We start from the raw sequence: 24,705 nt of genomic DNA on the forward strand, positions 1-24,705 counted from the left end.
TTAAAATTTATCATATCTTATACTTTTATCATAGCACTTTCAAGTTAGAAAACAAGTTTTTTTAAATGATATGAAAATGTTTTAAAGCCTTGGCAATTCCATCATTTTTAACATCATCACTGATATAGTCAGCCGCTTGTTTAGCTGCTTCTCTACCACTACCTACACAAATACTTGTACCAGCACATTCAAACATTGGAATATCCACTTCAGCATCTCCAAAAGCATAAATATCCTGCTTATTGATTTGTAGATAATGAATTAATTGTTCAATAGCAGTTTTTTTATCAATATTTGGTAAAGCACAATCACCAAATAAAGCTTCTTCACCTTGTCCACCCCAAGTGAGACATTGAAACTGTGGAAAATGATTTTTAAAATCTAAATAATCTTGATAACTATTTAAAACATAGTTGATTTTTGTGATGTTTTGTTGATACATACTTTGAGGAAATTCCATCATAGGATAGATGTCTCTAATGCAAGGTGTTCCTCCATGACCATATTTTTGATAGGCAGGTACAGCTTTGGTTTCAAAATCATGAGAACCATAAAGTCCATCATTACCTTCCATAAAATAACATAAGTCATGTTGATCTAAATAATCAGTGATGTCGATGACTTGTTGTAAAGATAGCTTCTGATCTTTTAAAACTTTTCCTTCACATTCAATATAAGCACCGTTTCCACAAATCATACCACTCACTTCAATGTTTCCAACAGTTGCTCTATTTTTCGTTCTACCCGTAACGACAAAAACATAATGTCCATGATCTTTTGCCTGCTTTAAAGCATCTTTGCAGCTTTGAGGTACAATACCATCATAACTCACTAAGGTTCCATCTACATCAAATAATAATAGTTTTTTATTCATGACAAGACTCCTATTTATTAATATAAGCAAGAATTAATTGATATGTATTTTCTACTGCTTGCATATGTGTTCTTTCCATACCATGAGAAGCATGAACACCAGGACCAATCAAAGCGCCTTTGATATTTTGTCCACCTCTTAATGCAGCTGAAACATCGCTGCTGTAAAATGGATAAACATCAACGGCATATTGAAGATTATGAGTTTTCGCAAGTTCTATGAATGTAGATGTGATTTCATAATCATAAGGACCACTTGAATCTTTAGCACAGATACTGACATCATATTCACTACATGATAAATCTTGCCCAATGCATCCCATATCTACCGCAATCAATTCATCTACATGATGATCAATATAACTGCTGCCATGACCTACTTCTTCAAAAGTGGAAATCATAAAATAAAGATTATGTTTTGGTTGAATATGATTTTGTGAAAGATGTTTTAAAACACCAAAAAGAATCGCAACACTCATTTTATCATCTAAGAATCTTGATTTAATAAATCCTGAATCTGTGATTGTTGTTTTAGGATCAATCGCAATATAATCCCCATTACAGATATCTAATTGTTGCACATCTTCTTTTGTCTTCACTTTTTCATCAATACGAATATGCATTGTATCACATGTTCTTTCTTTGTTTTTAGCATCTTCATAAACATGCGCAGCAGGTGAATTAGAAAGAATCGTTCCTGTATATATTTGTTGATTTCTTGTGATGATACGACAATATTCACCATCTAAAGTTGGAATAATAGGACCACCCACATTTGTAAATGCTAGAGTTCCGTTATCTTTGATACTTCTTACCATTAATCCTAAAGTATCAACATGTGCACAAAACCCAACAGTATAGTCATCTTGACCATTTACAAAAATCTGTAAATTTCCTTTATTTGTCAGTTTAGTTTCAAATCCTAAATTTTGAGCTTCTTTTTGACAGTATTGAATCACTTCTTTAGTGTAACCAGAAGGACTATCAATAGCCATAATATCTTTTAAAATAGAAAGTATGTATGCATTCATAAAATAATCTCCTTATTCCTTTTGATGTGCAGCATCCACAATTTGAGCCAAAGTGATTTCTCTTAATTTTTCTTTGTATTGCCATTCTGCTGCATTTAAATAATCAACAATAAAGTCTTCAGTTTCTTTGACTCTCAATTGAGAATCAAAAACCTTTTCTACCAGATGTGTTGTCTTGACAAAAGCTTCTTTGCCTTCCATAGCTTCAAAGATATCTAATAAAGAAATGCAATCCAATGATTTGGTTAACACAAATCCCCCACGTTTATTTGCCATGGATGAAATTAAGCCAGAAACAACAAGTTGTCTGGTGATTTTTTTGAGATAAGAATCTGATACAAGTAGTTTTTCACTCAATTCATGACTTTTAATAGGTTTATCCTGTGCCCCAATTAAAAGTAATATACAAATAGCCTGTTCAAAACTTTTTCTAATCTTCATATCCTTATCACCTTCTTTTTTATTTTAACAGAAAAATAACACTTTGTATCTAAAAGAGTTGACAAATATGTATAAATTTATATAATACTTCATAGATATTATATATCTATGGATAATAAATATCTAAAGATGAAAAGAAAGAAGGAATTTTATGCTTAAGCAAGAATGGAAAAATATTTTTCATCACACTTGGATAAAAGTTGTACTGGTTGCAATCATTTTGATTCCAAGTTTATATGCGTGTATCTTTTTAGGGTCTATGTGGGATCCTTACGGAAATACGGATAAAATACCAGTTGCTGTAGTCAACCATGATCAAGCGGTTGATTATGGGAATTCAACTTTGAATGTAGGAGAAGAATTGGTTGATCGTCTGCAAGAGAATCAAAGTATGAATTTTCAATGTGTAGATGAAGGAAAAGCACAGGATGGTTTAAGGAACGGTCAATATTATATGATTATAAGTATTCCTGAAGATTTTTCAAAAAATGCAACGACGCTTTTAGATCAACAACCACAAAAGATGAAACTTCAATATATAACAAATCCAGGAAGTAATTATATTGCTTCAAAGATGGATGATTCAGCTATTGAAAAAATAAAAGAAGAAGTTTCTCAAACAGTAACGAAAACATATGCGAAAACTATCTTTGAACAAGTGGGAACATTAACAGATGGATTGAAAGAAGCACAGGATGGAACGAGTCAATTAGTAGATGGTTCGCAACAATTAACAGATGGAAATCAACTTATTTCGGATAATCTTCAAGTTTTAGCAAGCAGTTCATTAACATTTGATGATGGTGTTCAAACACTTAGCCAGGGGTTAAAAGATTATACAGATGGTGTATTGACTGTTCATAATGGCGTTTATTCCTTAAAAACAGGTTTAGATACATTCAATGATTCAACAAAACCATTAAATGATGGTGTTCAACAGCTTGCAACGGGTTCTTCTTCATTGAATGAAGGTCTCCAAAAATATACAAATGGTGTTTTACAAACTTATCAGGGGACACAGAAACTTATTGAAAACAATGAAGCATTAAATAATGGAATAGATAGCCTCAATCAAGGTGTTCATCAGCTCGTTGATGGAAATAAGCAAGTCTTACAAGGCTTAACACAGTTGGATCAACAATTAAAAAATAATTTATCATCTGATAATATGAATAAAATATCTTCAGCAAATCAAGCAAATGATTCTTTGAATCAGGCAACAACATTATTAAATCAAATACTTACTACAAATCCAACCATTGCTCAGACATGGATGAATAGGTCATTGAGCATGGATGAAGCTAATCTTATTGCTAAGGATAATCAAACTGCTCAATATTTATTAACGCATTATTCATATACAGAATTGGTAAAAACTGTCACAAGTGGAAATCAAGAAGCAATCAATCAATTAAGTTCAGGATTAACACAAGTTTATGGGAATACACAGAAATTAGAAGCAGGAAGTCAAAAAGTACAAACAGGATTAGAATCTTTAAATAATTCAGTAGAAGAAACATTGAAACCTGGTTTTGAAACTTATATGAACGGTGTAACACAAGTCTATGGTGGCTTAGAAACATTGAATAGTCAAAGTCAAGTGTTACTAGATGGTAGTCAACAAATGAATGATGGGCTATCAGCTCTTCAAAAACAGACACCAGCACTTATTGATGGCATTCAACAATTAGATCAAGGAGCAAAAGCATTATATGAAGGAACTTCAAAAATCGTATCCAATAATGATACATTAATAAGCGGCTCTGCTAAGTTAAGTGACGGTTCTACCCAAATCAAAGATGGATCACAACAGTTAAGTGATGGCTCTCAAACATTGGGTTCAGGTTTACAGACATTACAAAATGGACTCGAAACTTTAGATGAAAGTTTAGCTGATGGTGTAAAAAAAGCAAGTCTTGATATCGATGATAAGACTTTAGATATGATGTCAGCTCCTGTAGAGACATCACATCAAGAAATTTCAGTTGTAGAAAATAATGGGCATGCGATGGCACCCTATATGATGAGCGTAGCATTATATGTTGCTGCACTGGCTTTGACATTGATGTATCCAATCAGAGAAGGTATAAAACAAGCTTCATCACCTGTCAAATATTGGTTATCAAAAGCCTCTGTTATGTATAGTATTTCTACATTAGCAGCAATCGTTTTAATTACAAGCTTGAGGTGGATATGTGGTTTTGAACCTCAACAATTATTGATGACATATCTTTTCGCAATTATTGTTTCTGCAGCATTTATGTCACTTGTGATGTTGTTATCACTTACAACTGGGTATATTGGAGAATTCTTACTACTCATTTTTATGATTATCAATCTTGGTGGATCAGCAGGAACATATCCATTAGAAACATCAAGTCTCTTTTATCAAATGATTCATCCATTTGTACCTTATACTTATAGTGTGAATGGATTTAGAAAAGTCATTAGTATGGCTCATGCATCCATATCAACAGAAATGATTGTTTTTGTAGGTATATTTATCATTTGTTCATTATTAACAATTCTTTATTATCGTTTTAAAAATAAAGAAGATAAACATCTTATACCTGAAGCTTTTGAAAAAGTGAATGAATAAGAAAGGAAAGACTTACATGAATATCTAACAATGTAAGTCTTTTATATTATAAAATACTTGACCAAGTCAATTAAATGGTATATATTTGACTTAGTCAAGTAAATAGGAGGGATTTATGACTGATTCATTTGCATTTTATATAACGCTTTTAAGAAAGCAATTTACAAAATATTGTAGTGAGAGATTAAATGAAATAGGTGTAAGTTATGGTCAATTATATATCATTATTTATATTGGTAAAAAAGGGTCATGTTCGCCTAGTGAAATCTCGCAGGCTTTAAAATTAGATGCTGGTCATCTGAATCGTACAATCAATAAACTTGTAGATAATGGTTTTTTAATACAAAAACCAAATGAAAAAGACAAACGTGCAAAAATATTATGTTTGACTTTGGAAGGTGAAAATGTTTTTCATTTTAGCCAAGATTTATTTCATGAATGGGATGAACAAATATTAAAGTCATTAAGTTATGATGAACGCCAACAGATGATCAACATATTAAAGAAAATCACAAGAGAAGGAGAATAGATTTGGAAAAGAAGACAAAGATATGGTTGCTTGTTGCAATAGCCATCTGTGCACTTACAACATGTATAAATGTTGTTGAAGCAAGATGGATAAGTGTTGTTTTAGCAATAGTTGCTATTATAGGATTAATTGAGCTACTGTTGAGAAATGACAAACGTGGATTTTATTTAACATGTATATGTTATGTATTTTCATTTATATATAGTGTTATAAGTAGTATAGGAAGTTCACAAATGATTATTTATATAGTGATGTCATTTGTGGGTAGTGTTTTTATTCCAGGTATTACAGCTATGTTTTTAGTTAAAGATAAAATATTAAGGAGATAAGGAGAAACAATATGAAAGAATTAAATCATTTTATGAGTGTATTAACAGGAAATTTTGATAATCAGGAACAATTTGAACAAAAAGAAAAAGCAGGAATTGCTTATCCATATGCGCGTCATGTCAATACGATCTGTAATGATAAGATAACAGATCTTCCAGATGATTTTCAGGGAATTTTTATGGTTGAAGAAAGTTATTATACGATGGATGGACAAACACGTGCGACACCACATTTGTTTTTATTCACTCAAGAAGGACAAGATGTTCAATTAACATCTTATGAATTACCTGATGGATATGATAAAGATAGTTTTACGTATCAGCAAATGAAAGAAGTATCTTATAAAGATTTAAATGTATCAGAAAAATTTACACCAGCTATCTATCATTACACTGGGAAAGTATGGGAAGGCGGAAGTGACAGTATGTTTTCACCGGTATTAAAATTTCATTTATTTGAAAGATTTTGTGAAGATTATTTAGAAGTTGATGAATCAATGGAAGTTCGTGGAAAAAAAGTATTTGGATTTGACGAACCGATAATTTACAAGAGAAAATAAATATCTATATATATGATTATTTCTATAAATTCTGTATATTCTTAAAATCTTTGTCCATGCTATGTATGTGGAGGTTAGAATATGAAGAAAATTTTGGCATTACTTTTATGTATGAGTTTTTTTACTGGATGTAGTACAACGAATGATTCTGTTGATGATACAGCATCCAATAATCCGGTAACGGATAATACAACACAAAACAATAACAATACGTCAACACCGGATAAAACAGATGACTGGTATACAAAATTTGAAAATGGATTAAAAGATGGAAATATTAATTATTCATCTAAAAATGTTTTAGATGCATCAGATGTTGGTGGTGTTGAAGGTTATCGTTATGTAACAGCAAATGGAAATATTGATGTTTATCGTTATGATGATGGTGATGAGTTTGATCGTATCATGAATGAAAAGACTATAGGTGATGATAAAAGAAAAGTAGAAGTGAATGATCATATGGTGATTGTATCAGATGGGTTATCTGAGGATGTTTTAGATATTTTTAGGAATTTAAAATAGGTGAAAGTCTTGTAGAAATGCAAGGCTTTTTTATATTTATAACAAAAATAGCTCATAAAATGGGAATAATTAGCAATGTTATTGTCATAAAAAAATGATTTTTACAAAAAAGGAAAATAAACGACTTTTTCCTTGAATTTTAATGCAAAAAATACTATTATAAATGTGTTTGTTTAGGGTGAATGAAAATAAAGTTTGGGGAGGAATGAGCAATGAAAAACAATAGCAAAACACCAATGCTAATAAGAAGAATCATTTTACTGCTACTTGATTCATTGAGTATTTTCGTTTCTTTTTATGCATCATTCATGATTTTTTACAATAGTTTATTATCTATGCAATTTATAACCTATGTGCTTCCAGAAGCCGTATCATTATGGATTGTCACTATGGGTATTTTTATCTTCTTTAAACTCTATACAAGTTTATGGCAGTTTGCTTCAGTGACAGAATTAATGAATATTATTTTGGCTACATTATGGAGTACCTTTGGAGCATGTATAATAAGTCTTGTATTAGGATTATATGTTCCTTCAGCACTTTATATTGTTTATTTCTTATTATTAACATTATTAGTAGGAGGAAGTCGTTTCGGTTATCGATTTGTTCGTCTTTATATTTCACGCCATCATTTATTTGGAAGAAATGATGGAGCTATTAGTAATGTTATGGTTGTTGGTGCTGGAGCTGCAGGTGAAAAAATATATAGAGAGATCTCTAATACGCCAAGTCTGAATAAAAGAGTTGTATGTTTTATAGATGATGATCCAGCCAAACAAGGAAGATCAATACATAATATAACGATTTATGGAAATCGTTATCGTGTAGTAGAAGCTGTAGAAAAATTGAGAGTTGATGAAATATATATTGCTTTACCTTCTGTTGATAAAAAAGAAGTTGCAGATATTTTAAATATCTGCAAAGAAACAAAATGTAAGTTAAAAAGACTACCAGGAATGTACCAATTTATTAATGGTGAAATCATCTTAAATAAATTAAAAGATGTAGAAGTCCAAGATTTACTTGGAAGAGATCCAATCAAAGTTAACTTAAATGAAATCATGTCCTATGTAACTGATAGAGTTATTATGGTAACAGGTGGTGGTGGTTCCATCGGTAGTGAGCTTTGTCGACAGATTGCAGAAAGAAATCCAAGACAATTAATTATTGTAGATATTTATGAAAATAATGCTTATGATATTCAAATGGAATTAAATAAGAAATATCCAAAACTTGATCTTCAAGTCATGATTGCTTCAGTAAGAGATCAAAATAAAATCAATGATTTATTTGAAACCTATCATCCAGATATTGTTTATCATGCTGCTGCACATAAACATGTCCCATTAATGGAAGATGCACCACATGAAGCGATTAAAAACAATGTCTTTGGAACATTAAATGTAGCCAAAGCATGTGATCAATATCATGTGAAAAAATTTATCTTGATTTCAACAGATAAAGCTGTCAATCCAACAAATATCATGGGTGCTTCTAAACGTTTATGTGAAATGATCGTTCAGACTTTTGATAAAAAGTCTGCAACAGAATATGTCGCTGTAAGATTTGGAAATGTATTAGGTTCAAATGGTTCTGTTATTCCATTATTTAAAAAACAAATAGCCAATGGTGGACCCGTAACTGTCACACATCCTGATATCATTCGTTACTTTATGACAATTCCTGAAGCTGTTTCCCTTGTTTTACAAGCAGGAGCATACGCTAAAGGTGGAGAAATCTTTGTCTTAGATATGGGTAAACCAGTAAAAATCTTAGATATGGCAAGAAACTTAATCAAACTTTCGGGTTTTGAACCTGATGTCGATATTAAGATAGAATTTACAGGGTTAAGACCAGGTGAAAAATTATATGAAGAAATGTTGATGAAAGAAGAAGGAATGCAAACAACGCCTAACAAGTTAATTCACATTGGAAAACCAATTGATTTTGATAGTGAAGTATTCCTTGAAGAACTCAATGATTTATATAAAGTTACTTATGATGAACACAGTCATATTAAAGCTGCTGTGAAACATATAGTTCCAACTTATCAATATAAAAAAGAACCAACAAGTGTTCCTAGAAAAATTAAGGAATTAGTTGAAGCTTAAAAATGAAAAAGTGATGATAATCGTCGCAGGGTCGCGTTATGATCAATTTTCTGTCATATTGATCTAGTCGAAGAATGATACATTCTTCGATAGGCGAAGCCTACCCTAAAGGAGGATAACGATGTTTGAAAACTGGTATGCCGTTCAAGTGAGAAGCGGTAAAGAAGATGAAGTTGTCAGAGCATGTGATATATTAATCGATCAAGGTGTTTATCAAGAATGCTTTATTCCTCGATGTAAAAGAATGAAGAAGTTTAGAAGAGAATAGAAACAAGTTGATGATATCTTATTTAAAGGTTATGTCTTTATGATTACTGATCATGTTGATGATTTGTATACCCAACTTAAAAAAGTTCCAGATCTGACAAAACTTTTAGGAAATGATGGAGAAAACATCTATCCTATATATAAAGAAGAAGCTATGTTTCTATCACAGGTTGGTGGTCAAAAACATCTTATCGATATTTCTATTGGATATATTGAGGGAGATACGATTAAGGTGACTAGTGGTCCTTTGATGGGAATAGAAGGCTTGATTCGCAAGATTGATAGACATAAAAGAATTGCATTTATAGAAGTCTCATTATTAGGACAATCAAGAATTGTCCAAATCGCATTAGAAATTATTAAAAAAATATAAAACTCATATTTAACAATATGATTTTTTTTCGTATATAAAGACTTTGGTTATGGGGTGAAATAATGTACAAAAATGGAATAAAAAGAGGTATAGATTTTGTATTATCATTTATAGGTTTAATTGTTTTAAGTCCTATTTTTCTTATCTTATGTATTTGGATTAAGTTAGATAGTAAAGGACCTATTCTTTTTAAACAAAAAAGAATAGGAATTCATAAATCATATTTTAATATATATAAGTTTAGAACGATGTATATTGATACACCTAAAGATATGCCGACACATATGTTATCTAATCCTGATCAATATATAACAAAAGCAGGAAAATTTTTAAGAAAAACTTCATTAGATGAATTGCCACAAATTATAAATATCTTAAAAGGTGAAATGGCTATTATTGGTCCAAGGCCAGCGCTATGGAATCAGGATGATTTAATAGCAGAAAGAGATAAATATCACGCTAATGATGTGAGACCAGGACTTACAGGATGGGCACAAATCAATGGTAGAGATGAACTGGAAATACCAGTAAAAGCGAAATTAGATGGAGAATACGTAAATCGTATCTCTTTTTTATTTGATATAAAATGCTTTTTTGGAACAATTACATCTGTTCTTAAGTCAGATGGTGTTGTTGAAGGAGGAACCGGAGAATTACATAAAAAGGATGGTGAATGCCTTTGAAAAAGATTTTAATTACAGGAGCTAATAGTTATATTGGGGCTTTTTTTGAAAGTTATTTACAAAATAATTTTCCTAATGAATATCAAATTGATACGATTGATATGATTGATCCAAAATGGATGGATTGCAAATTTTACGGTTATGACACAATTTTTCATGTTGCAGGGATTGCACATGCGGATATAGGGCATGTCAGCGAAGAACAAAAGAAGATGTATTATAAAGTTAATTGTGATTTAGCAGTAGAAACAGCAAAAAAGGCACAAAAAGAAGGAGTAAAACAATTCATTTATATGTCATCAATTATTGTTTATGGTGAAAGTGCTCCTTTAGGTAAAAGTAAAATTATAACTAAACATACAAAACCAAATCCATCAAATTTTTATGGTGATAGTAAATTACAAGCGGATTTTCAATTAAATAAATTATCAAAAGATGATTTTAAAGTTTGTATAGTCAGACCACCTATGATTTATGGACCAGGCAGTAAGGGGAATTATCAATTATTATCTAAACTAGCAAAGAAGTTGCCCATTTTTCCAAATATTAAAAATCAAAGAAGTATGTTATATGTGGGTAATTTGTGTTTTTACATTAAAGACATTATTGATAAGAATAAAGAAGGAACATTCTTTCCTCAAAATGCTAAATATATATCAACATCAGAACTTGTTAAACAAATAGCATATGAACACCATAAGAAGATTTATGTTACTCGATTATTAAATCCAGTAGTATACATATGCTCTAAGATTCCAGGAAAAGTAAGTGGTATGTGTAATAAAGCCTTTGGCAATATGGTTTATGATATGGAAGATAACTTGGTAGAACAGTACGATTTTGTTCAATCAATTCATGAAACTGAGGTAAAGTAATATGAAGATTCTTATTATATCTCAGTATTTTTATCCTGAAAACTTTAGAATCAATGATTTAGCTATAGAATTAAAAACAAGAGGTCACGAAGTATCAGTTCTTACTGGTTTACCAAATTATCCTTCTGGAGAGTATTATTCTGGTTATTCAAAAAATAAAAATTGCGATGAGATATGGTTTGATATTCCTATTTATCGTTGTAAACTTCGCCCTAGAAAAACTGGTTCTGTAAATTTGATAAGAAATTATTTAAGTTTTGTTATTGAGGCTAATAAAAAAATCAAAGAAATTGAAAATCAAGATTTTGATTTAATATATGTTTTTGAAGTATCGCCAATAACAGTAGCTTTGCCTGCTATTAAGTTTAAAAAGAAAAAGAATATTCCAATCGTTATAAATATTCAAGATTTATGGCCAGAAAATATTGTAGCAGTTACTGGGATAACTAATCTGATCATTATTGGATTAATAAATAAAATGGTCAACTATATATATAAGCATTGTGATCTTATTTTAACTGCTAGCCCTAGTTTTGTAGATAAAATTAAAGAAAGAATTAAAAATAAAGATAAAGTTAAATATTGGCCACAGTATTCAATTGTAAGTAAAACTAAGGAAGATATATCTCTATATAATAGGGATTTTTTCAATATTGTTTTTACTGGGAATATTGGAGAAGCTCAGGGAATTGATTTAGCAATAGAGGCAGCTAACGTATTAAAAGATGAGAAAATATGTTGGCATTTTGTTGGTGATGGACGAAATAAAGATAAATTAGAAAAAATGGTAAAAGATTACAAAATTACTGATAAAGTAATTTTTTATGGATTTCATCCTGAAGAAGAAATTCCAAAGTTCTTAAAAAATGCTGATGCAGCACTTTTAATTCTTAAGCCAAATCCTATTTTTGAAATGACAATACCTGCTAAACTACAAACATATTTGTCATGTGGAGTTCCTATACTTGGTTGTGTAAGTGGTGAAGGTAGACGGATTATTGAAGAGTCTCAAGCTGGAATTGTTAGTGAAGAAATATCTGTAGATGCATTAGTCAAAGCGTGCCGTAAATTTGTTTGTTTGAATTCTGAAGGCTTAGATAAATATAAGGATAAAGCTTATCAATACGGAGAAGAAAATTTTAATAAATTAGAACTAATTTCTAGATTAGAAAAAATGTTGGAGGAAATAGTATGACACAATTCAAAGATAAAACATTAATGATTACTGGTGGAACAGGATCATTTGGAAATGCTGTATTAAACAGATTTTTAGAAACAGATATTAAAGAAATTAGAGTATTTAGTAGAGATGAATTAAAGCAAGATAACATGAGACATGAATATCAAGCAAAATATCCTGATACATTTCATAAATTAAAATTCTATATTGGTGATGTTAGAGATATTCAATCGATTAAAAATGCGATGCATGGGGTTGATTATGTCTATCATGCAGCAGCATTAAAACAGGTTCCATCATGTGAATTTTTCCCAATTGAAGCTGTCAAAACAAACGTATTAGGTACAGAAAATGTATTAACTGCAGCAATTGAATGTGGTGTTAAAAGAGTTGTATGTTTAAGTACGGATAAAGCAGCTTATCCAGTAAATGCTATGGGGACAAGTAAGGCAATGATGGAAAAAGTTATCGTTGCGAAAAGTAGAACAGTTGATCCAGAAAAAACAGCAATTATGTGTACAAGATATGGAAATGTTCTAGCGTCAAGAGGATCTGTAGTACCACTATTCATTAATCAAATTAAAGAAGGAAATGTACTAACTGTGACTGAGCCAACAATGACACGTTTTGTTATGACATTAGAAGAAGCAGTAGATTTAGTATTGTTTGCTTTTGAAAATGGTGAATCTGGTGATATTTTTGTTCAAAAAGCACCAGCTTGTACAATTGACGTATTAGCACAAGCAGTCAAAGAATTATTCAAAGTTGATAATGAAATCAAAGTGATTGGAATTAGGCATGGTGAAAAAATGTATGAAACATTGCTTACAGATGAAGAATGTGCTAATGCTATTGATTTAGGTGATTTCTATAAAGTCCCAGCAGACAAGAGAGATTTAAATTATGATAAATATTTCTTTGAAGGAATGAAAGTAAATACTTTAACACAGTTTAATTCTAACAATACAGCATTAATGAGTGTGGAAGAAGTTAAAAACAAATTATTAGAAGTACCATTAGTTAGAGAAGAATTAGAAGCTTGGGAGAATAAGTAATGGCAGATTTAACAACTATTATTTTAACCTATAATGAAGAAAAGAATATTGCTAATGCAATTAATTCTGTAAAAGAAATCTCAAAAACAATTGTTGTTGTTGACAGTTATTCAAATGATCGAACTGTAGAAATAGCCGAATATTTAGGTGCAAAAGTAATTCAACATGAATTTATTAATCAGGCAAAACAATTTATTTATGCAATTGAGACATTAAAAATAAATACACAATGGATTATGCGTTTAGATGCAGACGAAATGATTTCAATTGAAGCCTCTAAAGAAATTGAGAAAATTTGTAAAGAAAATAAAGATACTGATATTAATGGGATAGTTGTTAGATTTGAGGTTAATTTTTTAGGGAAGTCTCTAAAACATGGTGGTATATATCCATTTAAAAAAATGATTGTTTATAAAAAAGATAAAGGATATATGGAAGATAGAGCTATGGATGAACATATCATTCTTAGTGAGGGCAAATCGATTGAATTAAAAAACGATTCATTTCATAAAGATTATAAAGATTTGTTTTCATGGATTGATAAACATAATAAATATTCATCTAGAGAAGTTGAGGATTACTTTAATAATAACAATATTGAAAGCAAAAAGCTTAACAAATCAGCAAAAATTAAAAGATTTGTGAAAATGAGTATCTATTATAAATTGCCATTAGGAACAAGAGCACATTTATATTTTTTATATAGATATTACTTTAAATTAGGATTTCTAGATGGAAAAGAAGGTAAAATCTTTGCTTTTATGCAAGCGTATTGGTATAGATTTTTAGTAGATGCAAAAATTTTAGAACAGGAGAAAAAAATTGACTAATAGACTTATAAATAATATAACTTCATATAAAAATCTATATATATCTAAGGAAGAGATATTAATATTAAAAGCTTTAGCTATTTTTTTTATCATTATTCTTAAGTTTTAAATGGATTGAATATTTTTGTTTAGGTTTTATAGATGTGCTAATTTTTATGTTTTTATCAGGATATGGTTTAACAGAATTGTATCAAAAAAGTAAATTATTTAAATGATTTTTTTAACATTGGTTAAAATTTTAATTCTATTTTGGTTAGTAGACATCTTATATTTGTTAATTGGTGTTAAGATACTACAAAATTTTAACTTATTACATATTATAGATATATTAGCATTTGATACAACAATGTGGTATATATAGTTTAATACATAGTATTTTATTTTATATTTAAATATACTGCTACTAATAATAAAATACTTTTACTAATAGTATTTATTTTTTATAAAAAAGAAAAGGCTATTTTTGGTCTAAAAATAAAAAAATAATTATACCATATTAATATTGTTTTTTTACTTTTATATATGGAGTACAGGGTAGAAAAGATCCGAGATTTTATCAAATAATAATGAGAATTTTTGCTAGCATTTTTTTATCATAATATTGATATACTTGGATGTTTTTCTAAAAATAGAAAATAGTATAATTAAGTATGTAGGCAAAATTTGTTTTTTTATCTATTTGGTACATTATAAAGTTTTAATAAGCTTGTTTGGAACGGGATAATTTTAGATTAATCTTGAAGGTTATTCTTACATTATTATTTATTTTATTTTTTTAGTTTTATAGAAAATATAGTAACAAGTTTGATTATAGTGGGAGGCGATTAAAATCGAAAAAAGAAAAATTTTAATTCTAACAGGACGTTATTTACCAGGACATAAAGATGGTGGACCATTAAGAACTTTAATAAATTTAACCAATGCTTTGGGCGATGATTATGAATTTTATATAGCGTGTTATGATAGAGATCATGGAGATATAGAGCCATATAAAAATATAATTAACAATGAATGGAATAGTGTTGGAAAGGCAAAGGTTTGGTATGTTCAACCAAATAAGTTTACGAATAAGATGATTTTAAGCTTATCGAAAGATAAAAATCTTATTTATTTGACAAGTTTTTATGAAGAATATGGATATAAAACACTATATTTAAAAAAACTAAATAAAATTTCATGTCCGGTAGTTATTGCATCTATGGGAATTTTCTCTAAAGAAGCACTTGCTCATAAATCTTTAAAAAAGAAAATATTTATTACAGGATGTAAACTATTGAGGCTGTTTAAAAATATTACATGGTCAGTAACATCTGTGTTAGAAGCGGAAGATTTAAAAAAAATTATAGGAAAGAAGTCTATATATATTATAGCAGAAGATCTTCCAAGAACCAGTGTTCCTGGAAGAATAAAAAAAAATGATAAAGTTTTAAAAGTTTGCTTTCTGTCAAGAATTTGTGAACATAAAGGGTTAGATATTGTCATAGAGGTACTTTCTAGAATTGAAGACAAAAATATAGAATTTTCAATTTTTGGTCCAATTCAAGATTCAAATTATTGGAATGATTGTCTGAAAAAATTAAATCATTTAAATCTTATATGGGCATATAAAGGTGATGTCCAATCTGATAATGTCCAAAATATACTTTCTACTCAAGATGTTTTAATGCTTCCTACAAAAAGTGAGAACTATGGACATGTAATATTTGAAGCATTATCAGTAGGATGTATTCCTATTATTAGTGATAAAACTCCTTGGAATATTATAAAAACTAAAGATGCTGGTTATGTTGTATCACGTACAATAGAGTCATTTGAATTAGCTTTATTAGATTATATGAATTTAAGTGACAAAGAGAAAAATAAAATCATAGATGAAGCAATAAAATTAGCTAAAGATAAAGTTAAACAATCAAAAGAGAATACTGGATATAGAGATATTTTTGAATTGAGAGGGAATAGATGAAAAAACTAATTATTATATATTATCATGATATTGTAGAAAGTGGAAAAGGATATAGTTATCAAAAAGTAGAAAAAGAACATTTTGAAAGTCAAATGAAATATTTGAATGATAATGGGTATCAATCCATATTATTTGAAGATATGGAAAAACCTTTACCAAATAAAGCCGTTTTAGTTACATTTGATGATGGATTTAAGTCGGTTTATGAAAATGCCGTACCAATCATGGAAAAATATAATATTAAAGGTAATATATTTTTACCTACAAAGTATCTAGAGGAGAAAAATCCATATTTTATGTCATGGGATGTAATAAAAAAATTATGTGATACTAAAAATTTTTCCGTTGCAGCACATACACATGAACATGTGGACATACGAACTTTGGACGATAAATCAATGAATGAAGAAATAATAAAAAGTGAGTATTTATTTGAAAAAAGATTAAATGTTCATGTAAATGCCTTTTGTATGCCTTATGGTAAATATGATTATAAAAGTATAAAAAAATTGAAAAAAAATAAAAAATATAAATTTATTTTTGCTTCTTTTTATGGGCATGCTAAGGTAAGAAATTTAGATAATAAATTACTACCTAGAATAGGAATTTCAAATGATGATACTTTAGAAGTTTTTGAAAAAAAATTACAAGGAAAATTAAATTGGAAAGGAATTATTCAAAAGCTAAGACTTGAAATCGAAAATTGGAAAGGAGAAAGGATTAATCAATATGACATTGATTGATTAATATTAATATATGAAAGTATTATATATTTCGGGGATGTATCCAACACCAGTATATCCTCAAAAAGGTATTTTTTGTCATGAGCAGGTAAAAGCTTTAAAACAGGTAAATGTAGATGTCGATGTTATTGTTCCAATAACAATTTATGATAAAGAGGTTAAACAAAAAGTTTGGGATTATGAAGGAGTAAAAATTAAATATATTCGTTTTTTTAAATTACCCGGAGTAAAAAGATATGAAAATATTGGTAAATTCTTATACTTTTCATTAATATTATCTGGAATTAATTTTAAGAAATATGATGTTATTCATGCAGATGCACCATTACCAGCAGGTGATGCTGCATTAAGATTATCTAAAAAGTATCAAATACCATTTATAGTACATGGTCACGGTCTTGATGTTTTTTTTGATGTCAGTTATAAAAACGCTCCTAATTGTCAGAAAATTATTGAATGTTGCATGAAAGTATATGAAGGAGCAGATGCAATTGTTGGAGTTAGTCAAAAAGTAATAAATTGTATTCAAGAACGTATGGATATCCAAAAAAAAAGTTATGTTGTTTTTAATGGGGTTGATGTAAATAAATTTTATCCAACTGATAAAATTACAAAAGAAAAGTACATTTTAGCAGTAGGTAATTTAATATCAATAAAGGGTCATGATGATACTATTAATGCTTTTGCTAAATTAGTAAATAGTGGAGTGACAAATATACGACTAAAAATTGCAGGTAGGGGTCCATTAGAATTAGAACTTAAAAGATTAACTGTGGAACTTGGTATTTCTAAATATGTGGATTTTTTAGGATATGTGCCATATGAAAAAATTGCAGAATTAATGAGAAATGCATTTTTATTTTGTTTGCCATCTTGGTATGAAGCATTGGGATGTGTATATTTAGAAGCAATGGCTTGCGGAATACCAACTATAGGTTGTTATGATAATGGTATTGATGAAATAATAACAGATGGTGTAAATGGATTTTTGGTACATGGAAAACATTATTGTGAAATTTACAATAAATTATTAATGATTGAACATAATATTTATTCTGAGGTGTCAAAAAATGCAAGAAAAACAGTAGAAAAACAGTATACATGGCTGGATTCTGCAAGAAAATTATATGATATTTATCAGGATGTAGTGAGGAATTGTTAATGGAAATTAGATTAATAGATAAAGAAGAAAAATTTTATGACGCAAGAGAAAATTGGAATAAGATTGTAAATAATATGAAAATAAAGACACCATTTCAAAGTTGGGATTGGAATTACAATTGGTGGTTGTTGGTTGAAAATAAAGAGTGTAACTTATTGATTTTAGAAGCCTTTGAAGATAGAGAAATATTTGGATACGCGCCTCTTGTAATAAAAAATAATTCTATTGAGTTTATTGGAGACAAGCATTTTGATTATGGATCTTTTATATGCGCAGAAAGAAAAAGAGAAATAATTCAATTGTTTATTAAATATATATATAAAATCTCTCAAGAAAGTAGATTAGGTATTACTTTAAATTGTTTTTCAGAAAAAGGAGATCAATTGGGTATAATTAGAGAAATTTTAAAAGATATCCCTAATTCTTTAGTTAGAGAACAGGTTGATACAGCGAATTTAAATTTATTCGAATATAAAAATTTTGAGGGGTATTTCAAAGCAATAAGTAGTAGTCTACGAAAAAAAGCTATAAAACCTTGTTTAAAGGCAAATATTGTTTTTCAAATCGAAAATTATAGTGATGATTTGTGGAAAGATATTAGTGATATATATGATGATAGGCAAGGTGATAGAATAGGAGTTTCTACTTTAGAATGGGCAAAATCAATAGTAAAAGAGTTACATGAAAGAGGAATATTAAAAATTAGTACTCTTATGTATGAAAACAAAAGGGTAGCATTCTTAATTTTCTTTGAATTCAATAATAATAACTATATTTGGTTGACTGCATTTAAGAAAACTAAGAAATTACAATTAGGTCACTATGTGAGGTATTGTCTCATTAAAAGGGCTTATAAAGAAGGAATAGATGTGGTTGATATGATGCGTGGTGCTTATGATTATAAGAAACAATGGGATTGTAATGTTTCAAGAAATTACGAAGTAAGAGTCTTTATGTCACAGTATAGAAAAATGAAGTATATAACATACAAAAAAGTAAGAAAGACGATAAGAGATGTAGTGTATAACAACGATATTCTTCATAGATTTTATAGACGACATAGTAAATAAAAATATAAGTAATCGATTAGATGATAAAGAAGTTATATATTGTATCATTTATAATAAAATGTATATTAATATTCAGTTTTTTTAATTAATAATAAAATAAAATCACAATACATGTCTGTGTTTGGATAATGAAGACGGATGGGAATGGAGGGAAAAATGAAAGTACTTATTTTATTTGTTGAAATTACTTCTTATAATATAGCACGAATCAGAAATGTCTATGAAAAACACGAAGACATTTCTTGCGATTATGTGTACTGTAATGAGAGTATTAGTGGACATAAAACTAGAGAAACATTACCGGTGAATGCTAGAATTTTATCTGGAAATACGGTAAATAAATTAAGGCAACTGGTATCGATACTTCGATCAAAAAAATATGATTTTATTGAAATAAATGGATATGCTGACAGCCTTAGGTTTTTTTTAATACAATATGCCAAACTTAATAAAATTGCATATGCAATTGAAACCGATACTCAATTATTAATACCAAATAATTTGATAAAAAGATTATTAAAATATATGTACCTTAAATATATATTTCATGGCAAACACGCATATGGTTTTGCTGGTGGAACAAGGCAAAAATATTTATTTGAATATTATGGAATGTTGAAAGATAATATACATGTTTTGCCTATGACAGTAGATTTGCAACAATTTTTATCTGTAGCAAAAAAACATGATAAAAGTTATTATAAAGAAAAATATGGTTTTGAAAATAAAAGAGTGATTCTTTATGTTGGGAGATTTGAAAGTGTTAAGAATGTACAACTTTTACTATCAGCTTTTCATGAAATAAGTAAAAAAAATTCTGATGTTTCTTGCTTATTAATTGGAAAAGGAACATTACAATCTAAGTTGCAACAACAATGTGAAGAAAAAAGAATAAATAATGTTTATTTTGAAAATTATAAACTATTGCCAGACTTGGCTGAATATTATTGTTTAGCGGATGTGTTTGTACTTCCATCTGATTTTGAGCCATGGGGGTTAGTTGTAAATGAATCACTAGCCTGTTTTACCCCAGTTATTGCTAGTGATAAAGTAGGTTCTGTTGATGATTTAATACAAAATGGATTAAATGGTGAAGTATTTGAGGCAGGCAATGTTCAAGAATTAATAGAAAAATTAGAATTTTGGTTAAACCATAGAACATGTGAAAAAGATTTTGATATTAATGAAAGATGGAATCATCGTACTTATATGAAAATTTGGGAACAAGTATTGCAGGAGGTGTGCAGTGATTAATGTAAAAAAAGGAATCGCATATAAAATCCATTTTATTTTTCTCGTACTTATTTTTATATCGTTAGATTCTGCATTTTTTAATATTCCATATGCCCATATTTTAAGATGGATATATCCAGTATTCTTGATGTTACTTATTTTAAAAAAAACGAAGAAGATTTTATATCCAAAAGGTTCATTATGGGTGGCTATAGCTGTGATGTTTATAGTTTCATCATTATATAGTATTAATGTTAGTTACTCATTTGGAAGAGTATATTCTTATTTGATTATGACACTTTTCTTTTTTATGTTTTATCGATATCAAAGTAATAACCATACTCTTATAAATATACCGTATTATTTGGGAAAAGGATTTATTGTTTATGAAGTGGCTAATTTTATTTCAACGATTATAGGCGGAGGGGTTAGAGCAACAGGCATAACAGGAAATGCAAATTCATTAGGAATATGGTCAAATGTAGCATTTATTTTTTCTGTTTACTATATAAAAAAAGAAAAAAATTTAAAAATAAAGTATCTATATGTTGCTATAGCACTGATGTCAGTGTATACAGCTATAGCATCTGGATCTCGAACATATACGATATGTATTTTATTAAATATCTCAATTTTTTTTATAGTAATGTTTCAAAGTAAAATAAAATATTTAGTACTGATAGCTGTAATTTTATTCATATGTATTGACATAACATCGGTTTTAGATTTATTGTATCACTTACCCGGAGTTGAAAGACTTATTGAACAAGGTGGAAGTAGAGGTGCGATTTGGGAAGCAGGGATATCATTATGGAAACAAAAACCAATATTTGGATGGGGATATGGAGTTAATCAGGAGTTAAATTCTATTGAATATCTTGGTTATATTCCAGGATATACTGACTATGGATTTTCATTTCATAATTCTTATTTGTCTACAATCATAGAAATTGGAATTGTAGGTTTATTTATTGTATTGATGCACTATGTTCTTATTATGTTAAAGGGATTAAAAAATTATATAAAAACAAAAAATATTACTATATTTACTGTAATTTGGATTTGTATCAATATGTTTTTCTGCTTTATAGGTAGTTCTGCAATGACATCTTTAGGAAGTACAGAAGGATTTCTGTTTTGGGGATTATTGATGTGGCTTTATGTATATGTATATTATGGAGATAGTTTAGGAGAAAATATATGAGATTATTAAATCAAAAAAAACCTAATATCCGTTTAAATGCAATATTGAACTCTATTAGAAGTGTTATGTCTATTATTTTTCCAATGATTACATATCCTTATGTTACACGTGTTTTAATGGCAGAAAATTTGGGAAAAGTAAATTTTGCAAGTTCTATACTAAGTTACTTCTCTCTTATAGCAGTATTAGGATTAACAAGTTATGCGGCAAGAGAAGGTGCAGGATTTAGAAATGATAAAATTAAGTTAAGTAATTTTTGTGCAGAATTATTATCACTAAATCTTTGTACAACAGTTTTTGCTTATATTATATTTGGAATCATTTTAGTAATGGTGCCAAGTTTGCATCCATATACAGGTCTTTTAATCATTTACAGTATTACTATTATTTTTTCTACTTTAGGCATGGAATGGGTTTACACCATATTTGAAGATTATCTATATATCACATTAAGAAGTATTGCAATGCAAATTTTATCATTAATTTTAATGTTTATATTTGTGCGAGATATAAATGATTTTTATTGGTATGCAGCAATTAATGTTATTGCTAGTGTTGGAGGGAATATATTCAATTTTATTCATGTTAGAAAATATATAAGTTTGAAATTAAAATTTAACAAAAATATTTTTATTCATTTAAGATATTCAATTGTGTTTTTTGCTAGCAGTATAGCATCATCAATATATAGTAATATTGGAAATACACTGCTTGGATTAATGTCTGGAGATGTAGCAGTTGGACTTCTTGCTGTTGCAATAAAAATTTATGTAATGATTAAAAGTTTGATTATAGCGGTATTAAATGTCACAACAGCTAGACTTGCGTATTATAAATACAATAACATGCAAGATGAATATAATCATACCGTCTCAAAGTTAATTAAAACAATAATTGTAATGTTATTTCCTGTTGTGATTGGAATTAATCTAGTTGCAGAAGAAGTTATCATAATCGTAGCTGGTAGCGGATTTATGCAATCTGTCAGTGCATTGCGTTATTTATCTATAGGTATATTATGGTCGATTTTAGCATCAATTGCTGGATGTATATTAATAACATCAAAACAAGAAAAGAAAGTTTTGTTTGGAACAATTTCTGCAGCAATAATTAATGTTATAGTTAATTTATTATGTATACCATTTATGAAACAGGATGGTACTGCATTAGCAATTGTTGTAGCAGAACTTGTAGTACTGATTATTAACGGGAGACAATGTAAAGGGTTAGTAAAATTGGAAAAAATAAGTAATGTTATTTTGTCTGTATTTGTATCATGTATAGCAATGTCTGTATTCTGTTTAATAATAGAAAAAAGTATAACAATCTTTGTTCTTAAATTACTATTGAAAGTTATAGGTGGTGGTTTTATTTATATTATATTTCTAGTGATTGGTAAGAATGAGATTGCTTTAGAATATATCGAAATGATAAAAAAATTTAGATAACAAATTGAGAGGTATGAATAGAAAGTGAAAAAAATAAAAATATTTTTAGGAGCATATGTGAATTTTCCAAATGCACAAAATGTTAATTGCGATAATATTGCAAAATATTTGGATAAAGATAAATTTGAAGTACATACAATGTATACGAGTAAAATGAAAATCGATAAAAAAATGTATCAAGATATGGGAATTCATTTACACAAGTTGATTCATCATCGTTTTATATGGTGGTGGTCAAAGTATTTGGTAATGTTGATTGGAAATTATGATATTTATTATTTGCCAAAAATGGAGGGTGTTGACAGAATATTTGCGAAAAAAAACAAAAGTAAAATATGTGTTGCGTCAGTTGAGGGAGTAATCACTCAACAAACTAACAATACAGAAGAATTTAAATCTTATTATATAAAAAATATGTCTAGCTTTTTTTCAATTAGCCATTGTATTGCAAATAGTATAAATAAATATTGGGGTATAAACAGCGATGTGATTCCACTAGGTACAGTTCCTATTAGCTGTCAAATTAAAAAAAAAAATAAAGTAAAAAAGGTAATTTGGGTAGGAAACATAAAATCAAATAAAAGGCCACAATATCTAATACAAATTGCCAAAACATTTCCTAAACTACAATTTAAAATGATAGGGGATGGAGATATGTTAAAGGAAATAAAAAATATTTGTGTAAATAAAAATATAAACAATATAGAATTCTGTGGTCGCATTCCCAATAGTCAGGTGTATCAAGAAATGGAAGAATGTGATTTGTTAGTGATGACATCTAAGTATGAGGGCCTTCCCAAAGTCATACAAGAAGCGGCACAGATGAGATTACCATGTATTTATATTAATGAAAATTATACTGTTGATTTTATTGAAAATGGGATCAATGGATATGCAGTTTCAGATTTAGAAACTATGCAGAAGAAATTACAATTTCTATTAGATAATCCAAATATATATATAAAAATGTCAAATGCAGCTTATAAAAGTATTCAGCTATACACATGGGAAAAAATAATTAAACGTTATGAAGAATATTTTGAAAAGGTATATAAAATTAATAAATTTTATTGATAAATATAAGTAAATCATAATATAGTAATGCAGTAGTTAGATGTTAAGCTAAATATAGAGAAAAAGGAAATAAGGATAAGCTTTCAAGTATGAACAGACTATATATAATGATTTTTATTAGTATTTTTAGTGAGAAATTTTTTGTTTTACCGGAATACATGGTTGTTTTGAATTTAAGATAATAGTCATGTTTATGATTATAAATATGAGTTTCATGTTTGTATTGTAATTGCATTCTTCAATTATCACAGCTTATGAGAAATTTACTTATCTGAATATTATAAATTTAATAGATACAAGGAATTTTACGAGTTCTGAGAAGATAGAAATGGAACTAAATTCAAGTAAATACTTTTGTGATCTTTATTGTACGTAGTAGAAAGTAACAAATTAAAAAATTTGTTTTCTAGTAACTAATAATAAGAAATATCTATCATTATCAAAGAATACTTTTTACACATATACTATATACAAATACTATTGGATAAATCTTATAAAAGATTAGGAGATTTATTTTATCTCAGTTTATAAAAATATGAAAAGGACAGAA

The 24,705-nt window shown here is 28.5% G+C and carries 24 protein-coding genes; 21 read left to right on the forward strand and 3 right to left on the reverse strand.

Features of this window, described 5'->3' with window-relative positions:
• Positions 1-61 precede the first annotated feature (61 nt).
• From B5E79_RS03510 to B5E79_RS03520, 3 genes are read right to left on the reverse strand one after another with little or no spacing between them, the layout of a single operon-like run.
• Entirely contained in the window at positions 62-874 is an 813-nt protein-coding gene (locus tag B5E79_RS03510) for an HAD family hydrolase (protein ID WP_087296984.1), read from the reverse strand.
• A gap of 10 nt (positions 875-884) precedes the next feature.
• On the reverse strand, positions 885-1,904 hold the full coding sequence (locus tag B5E79_RS03515) for a M42 family metallopeptidase (RefSeq protein ID WP_087296985.1): 1,020 nt from the start codon (positions 1,902-1,904) through the stop codon (positions 885-887).
• Between the two features lie 12 nt (positions 1,905-1,916).
• Positions 1,917-2,345 carry an Rrf2 family transcriptional regulator gene (locus B5E79_RS03520; RefSeq protein WP_087244651.1) on the reverse strand — a complete coding sequence of 143 codons (429 nt, stop codon included), beginning with the start codon at positions 2,343-2,345 and terminating at the stop codon, positions 1,917-1,919.
• Positions 2,346-2,496: 151 nt separating this feature from the next.
• Here B5E79_RS03520 and B5E79_RS03525 point away from each other — a divergent pair, with 151 nt between their 5' ends.
• From B5E79_RS03525 to B5E79_RS03620, 21 genes are all read left to right on the forward strand, one after another.
• Complete coding sequence (locus B5E79_RS03525) at positions 2,497-4,944, forward strand: YhgE/Pip domain-containing protein (protein ID WP_087296986.1); 2,448 nt, start codon at positions 2,497-2,499, stop codon at positions 4,942-4,944.
• A 115-nt stretch (positions 4,945-5,059) separates the two neighbouring features.
• A complete protein-coding gene (gene bilQ, locus B5E79_RS03530; RefSeq protein ID WP_087244649.1) occupies positions 5,060-5,473 on the forward strand; it encodes a bilirubin utilization transcriptional regulator BilQ in 414 nt (137 codons plus the stop codon).
• 2 nt (positions 5,474-5,475) lie between these two features.
• Positions 5,476-5,802 carry a hypothetical protein gene (locus tag B5E79_RS03535; RefSeq protein ID WP_087244648.1) on the forward strand — a complete coding sequence of 109 codons (327 nt, stop codon included), beginning with the start codon at positions 5,476-5,478 and terminating at the stop codon, positions 5,800-5,802.
• A gap of 11 nt (positions 5,803-5,813) precedes the next feature.
• Positions 5,814-6,362 (forward strand): hypothetical protein, encoded by a 549-nt coding sequence (locus B5E79_RS03540; protein WP_087296987.1) that lies wholly within the window; start codon positions 5,814-5,816, stop codon positions 6,360-6,362.
• 81 nt (positions 6,363-6,443) lie between these two features.
• Positions 6,444-6,884 (forward strand): hypothetical protein, encoded by a 441-nt coding sequence (locus B5E79_RS03545; protein WP_087296988.1) that lies wholly within the window; start codon positions 6,444-6,446, stop codon positions 6,882-6,884.
• Positions 6,885-7,096: 212 nt separating this feature from the next.
• Positions 7,097-8,995, forward strand: coding sequence for a nucleoside-diphosphate sugar epimerase/dehydratase (locus tag B5E79_RS03550; RefSeq protein ID WP_087296989.1), 1,899 nt, complete (start codon positions 7,097-7,099; stop codon positions 8,993-8,995).
• A 121-nt stretch (positions 8,996-9,116) separates the two neighbouring features.
• A complete protein-coding gene (locus B5E79_RS13780) occupies positions 9,117-9,263 on the forward strand; it encodes a transcription termination/antitermination NusG family protein (protein WP_241147441.1) in 147 nt (48 codons plus the stop codon).
• Positions 9,264-9,278: 15 nt separating this feature from the next.
• On the forward strand, positions 9,279-9,635 hold the full coding sequence (gene loaP / locus B5E79_RS13785) for an antiterminator LoaP (protein ID WP_255376338.1): 357 nt from the start codon (positions 9,279-9,281) through the stop codon (positions 9,633-9,635).
• A gap of 62 nt (positions 9,636-9,697) precedes the next feature.
• Complete coding sequence (locus B5E79_RS03560) at positions 9,698-10,318, forward strand: sugar transferase (RefSeq protein WP_087296990.1); 621 nt, start codon at positions 9,698-9,700, stop codon at positions 10,316-10,318.
• Positions 10,309-11,193 carry an NAD-dependent epimerase/dehydratase family protein gene (locus B5E79_RS03565; protein ID WP_241147443.1) on the forward strand — a complete coding sequence of 295 codons (885 nt, stop codon included), beginning with the start codon at positions 10,309-10,311 and terminating at the stop codon, positions 11,191-11,193. Before B5E79_RS03560 ends, B5E79_RS03565 begins: the two co-directional genes overlap by 10 nt.
• Position 11,194: 1 nt before the next feature.
• Positions 11,195-12,388, forward strand: coding sequence for a glycosyltransferase family 4 protein (locus tag B5E79_RS03570; protein WP_087296991.1), 1,194 nt, complete (start codon positions 11,195-11,197; stop codon positions 12,386-12,388).
• Positions 12,385-13,428 (forward strand): nucleoside-diphosphate sugar epimerase/dehydratase, encoded by a 1,044-nt coding sequence (locus tag B5E79_RS03575; protein WP_087296992.1) that lies wholly within the window; start codon positions 12,385-12,387, stop codon positions 13,426-13,428. Before B5E79_RS03570 ends, B5E79_RS03575 begins: the two co-directional genes overlap by 4 nt.
• Positions 13,428-14,258 (forward strand): glycosyltransferase family 2 protein, encoded by an 831-nt coding sequence (locus tag B5E79_RS03580; protein ID WP_087296993.1) that lies wholly within the window; start codon positions 13,428-13,430, stop codon positions 14,256-14,258. The genes B5E79_RS03575 and B5E79_RS03580 overlap by 1 nt, the downstream gene beginning before the upstream one ends.
• A gap of 925 nt (positions 14,259-15,183) precedes the next feature.
• Positions 15,184-16,221: a glycosyltransferase gene (locus B5E79_RS03585; protein WP_087296994.1), complete on the forward strand. Its 1,038-nt coding sequence runs from the start codon at positions 15,184-15,186 to the stop codon at positions 16,219-16,221.
• Positions 16,218-16,964 carry a polysaccharide deacetylase family protein gene (locus tag B5E79_RS03590; RefSeq protein ID WP_087296995.1) on the forward strand — a complete coding sequence of 249 codons (747 nt, stop codon included), beginning with the start codon at positions 16,218-16,220 and terminating at the stop codon, positions 16,962-16,964. Before B5E79_RS03585 ends, B5E79_RS03590 begins: the two co-directional genes overlap by 4 nt.
• A gap of 13 nt (positions 16,965-16,977) precedes the next feature.
• Entirely contained in the window at positions 16,978-18,126 is a 1,149-nt protein-coding gene (locus B5E79_RS03595) for a glycosyltransferase (protein ID WP_087296996.1), read from the forward strand.
• Positions 18,126-19,196 carry a GNAT family N-acetyltransferase gene (locus B5E79_RS03600; protein WP_087296997.1) on the forward strand — a complete coding sequence of 357 codons (1,071 nt, stop codon included), beginning with the start codon at positions 18,126-18,128 and terminating at the stop codon, positions 19,194-19,196. Before B5E79_RS03595 ends, B5E79_RS03600 begins: the two co-directional genes overlap by 1 nt.
• Positions 19,197-19,352: 156 nt before the next feature.
• Entirely contained in the window at positions 19,353-20,450 is a 1,098-nt protein-coding gene (locus B5E79_RS03605) for a glycosyltransferase family 4 protein (RefSeq protein ID WP_158095460.1), read from the forward strand.
• Positions 20,443-21,633 (forward strand): O-antigen ligase family protein, encoded by a 1,191-nt coding sequence (locus B5E79_RS03610; RefSeq protein WP_087296999.1) that lies wholly within the window; start codon positions 20,443-20,445, stop codon positions 21,631-21,633. Before B5E79_RS03605 ends, B5E79_RS03610 begins: the two co-directional genes overlap by 8 nt.
• Positions 21,630-23,081 (forward strand): flippase, encoded by a 1,452-nt coding sequence (locus B5E79_RS03615; protein WP_087297000.1) that lies wholly within the window; start codon positions 21,630-21,632, stop codon positions 23,079-23,081. Before B5E79_RS03610 ends, B5E79_RS03615 begins: the two co-directional genes overlap by 4 nt.
• Before the next feature lie 24 nt (positions 23,082-23,105).
• On the forward strand, positions 23,106-24,155 hold the full coding sequence (locus B5E79_RS03620; protein WP_087297001.1) for a glycosyltransferase: 1,050 nt from the start codon (positions 23,106-23,108) through the stop codon (positions 24,153-24,155).
• Positions 24,156-24,705: the final 550 nt, after the last annotated feature.

This window comes from Massilimicrobiota sp. An134, from assembly GCF_002160815.1.
GTDB lineage: Bacteria > Bacillota_I > Bacilli_A > Erysipelotrichales > Coprobacillaceae > Allocoprobacillus > Allocoprobacillus merdigallinarum.

Excerpts from the sequence above, each read along its gene's own strand:
- B5E79_RS03510 (WP_087296984.1), bottom strand. The coding sequence starts at position 874 with ATGAATAAAAAACTATTATTATTTGATGTAGATGGAACCTTAGTGAGT.
- B5E79_RS03515 (WP_087296985.1), bottom strand. The coding sequence starts at position 1,904 with ATGAATGCATACATACTTTCTATTTTAAAAGATATTATGGCTATTGAT.
- B5E79_RS03520 (WP_087244651.1), bottom strand. The coding sequence starts at position 2,345 with ATGAAGATTAGAAAAAGTTTTGAACAGGCTATTTGTATATTACTTTTA.
- B5E79_RS03525 (WP_087296986.1), top strand. The coding sequence starts at position 2,497 with ATGCTTAAGCAAGAATGGAAAAATATTTTTCATCACACTTGGATAAAA.
- bilQ (WP_087244649.1), top strand. The coding sequence starts at position 5,060 with ATGACTGATTCATTTGCATTTTATATAACGCTTTTAAGAAAGCAATTT.
- B5E79_RS03540 (WP_087296987.1), top strand. The coding sequence starts at position 5,814 with ATGAAAGAATTAAATCATTTTATGAGTGTATTAACAGGAAATTTTGAT.
- B5E79_RS03545 (WP_087296988.1), top strand. The coding sequence starts at position 6,444 with ATGAAGAAAATTTTGGCATTACTTTTATGTATGAGTTTTTTTACTGGA.
- B5E79_RS03550 (WP_087296989.1), top strand. The coding sequence starts at position 7,097 with ATGAAAAACAATAGCAAAACACCAATGCTAATAAGAAGAATCATTTTA.
- B5E79_RS13780 (WP_241147441.1), top strand. The coding sequence starts at position 9,117 with ATGTTTGAAAACTGGTATGCCGTTCAAGTGAGAAGCGGTAAAGAAGAT.
- B5E79_RS03560 (WP_087296990.1), top strand. The coding sequence starts at position 9,698 with ATGTACAAAAATGGAATAAAAAGAGGTATAGATTTTGTATTATCATTT.
- B5E79_RS03565 (WP_241147443.1), top strand. The coding sequence starts at position 10,309 with ATGCCTTTGAAAAAGATTTTAATTACAGGAGCTAATAGTTATATTGGG.
- B5E79_RS03570 (WP_087296991.1), top strand. The coding sequence starts at position 11,195 with ATGAAGATTCTTATTATATCTCAGTATTTTTATCCTGAAAACTTTAGA.
- B5E79_RS03575 (WP_087296992.1), top strand. The coding sequence starts at position 12,385 with ATGACACAATTCAAAGATAAAACATTAATGATTACTGGTGGAACAGGA.
- B5E79_RS03580 (WP_087296993.1), top strand. The coding sequence starts at position 13,428 with ATGGCAGATTTAACAACTATTATTTTAACCTATAATGAAGAAAAGAAT.
- B5E79_RS03590 (WP_087296995.1), top strand. The coding sequence starts at position 16,218 with ATGAAAAAACTAATTATTATATATTATCATGATATTGTAGAAAGTGGA.
- B5E79_RS03595 (WP_087296996.1), top strand. The coding sequence starts at position 16,978 with ATGAAAGTATTATATATTTCGGGGATGTATCCAACACCAGTATATCCT.
- B5E79_RS03600 (WP_087296997.1), top strand. The coding sequence starts at position 18,126 with ATGGAAATTAGATTAATAGATAAAGAAGAAAAATTTTATGACGCAAGA.
- B5E79_RS03605 (WP_158095460.1), top strand. The coding sequence starts at position 19,353 with ATGAAAGTACTTATTTTATTTGTTGAAATTACTTCTTATAATATAGCA.
- B5E79_RS03615 (WP_087297000.1), top strand. The coding sequence starts at position 21,630 with ATGAGATTATTAAATCAAAAAAAACCTAATATCCGTTTAAATGCAATA.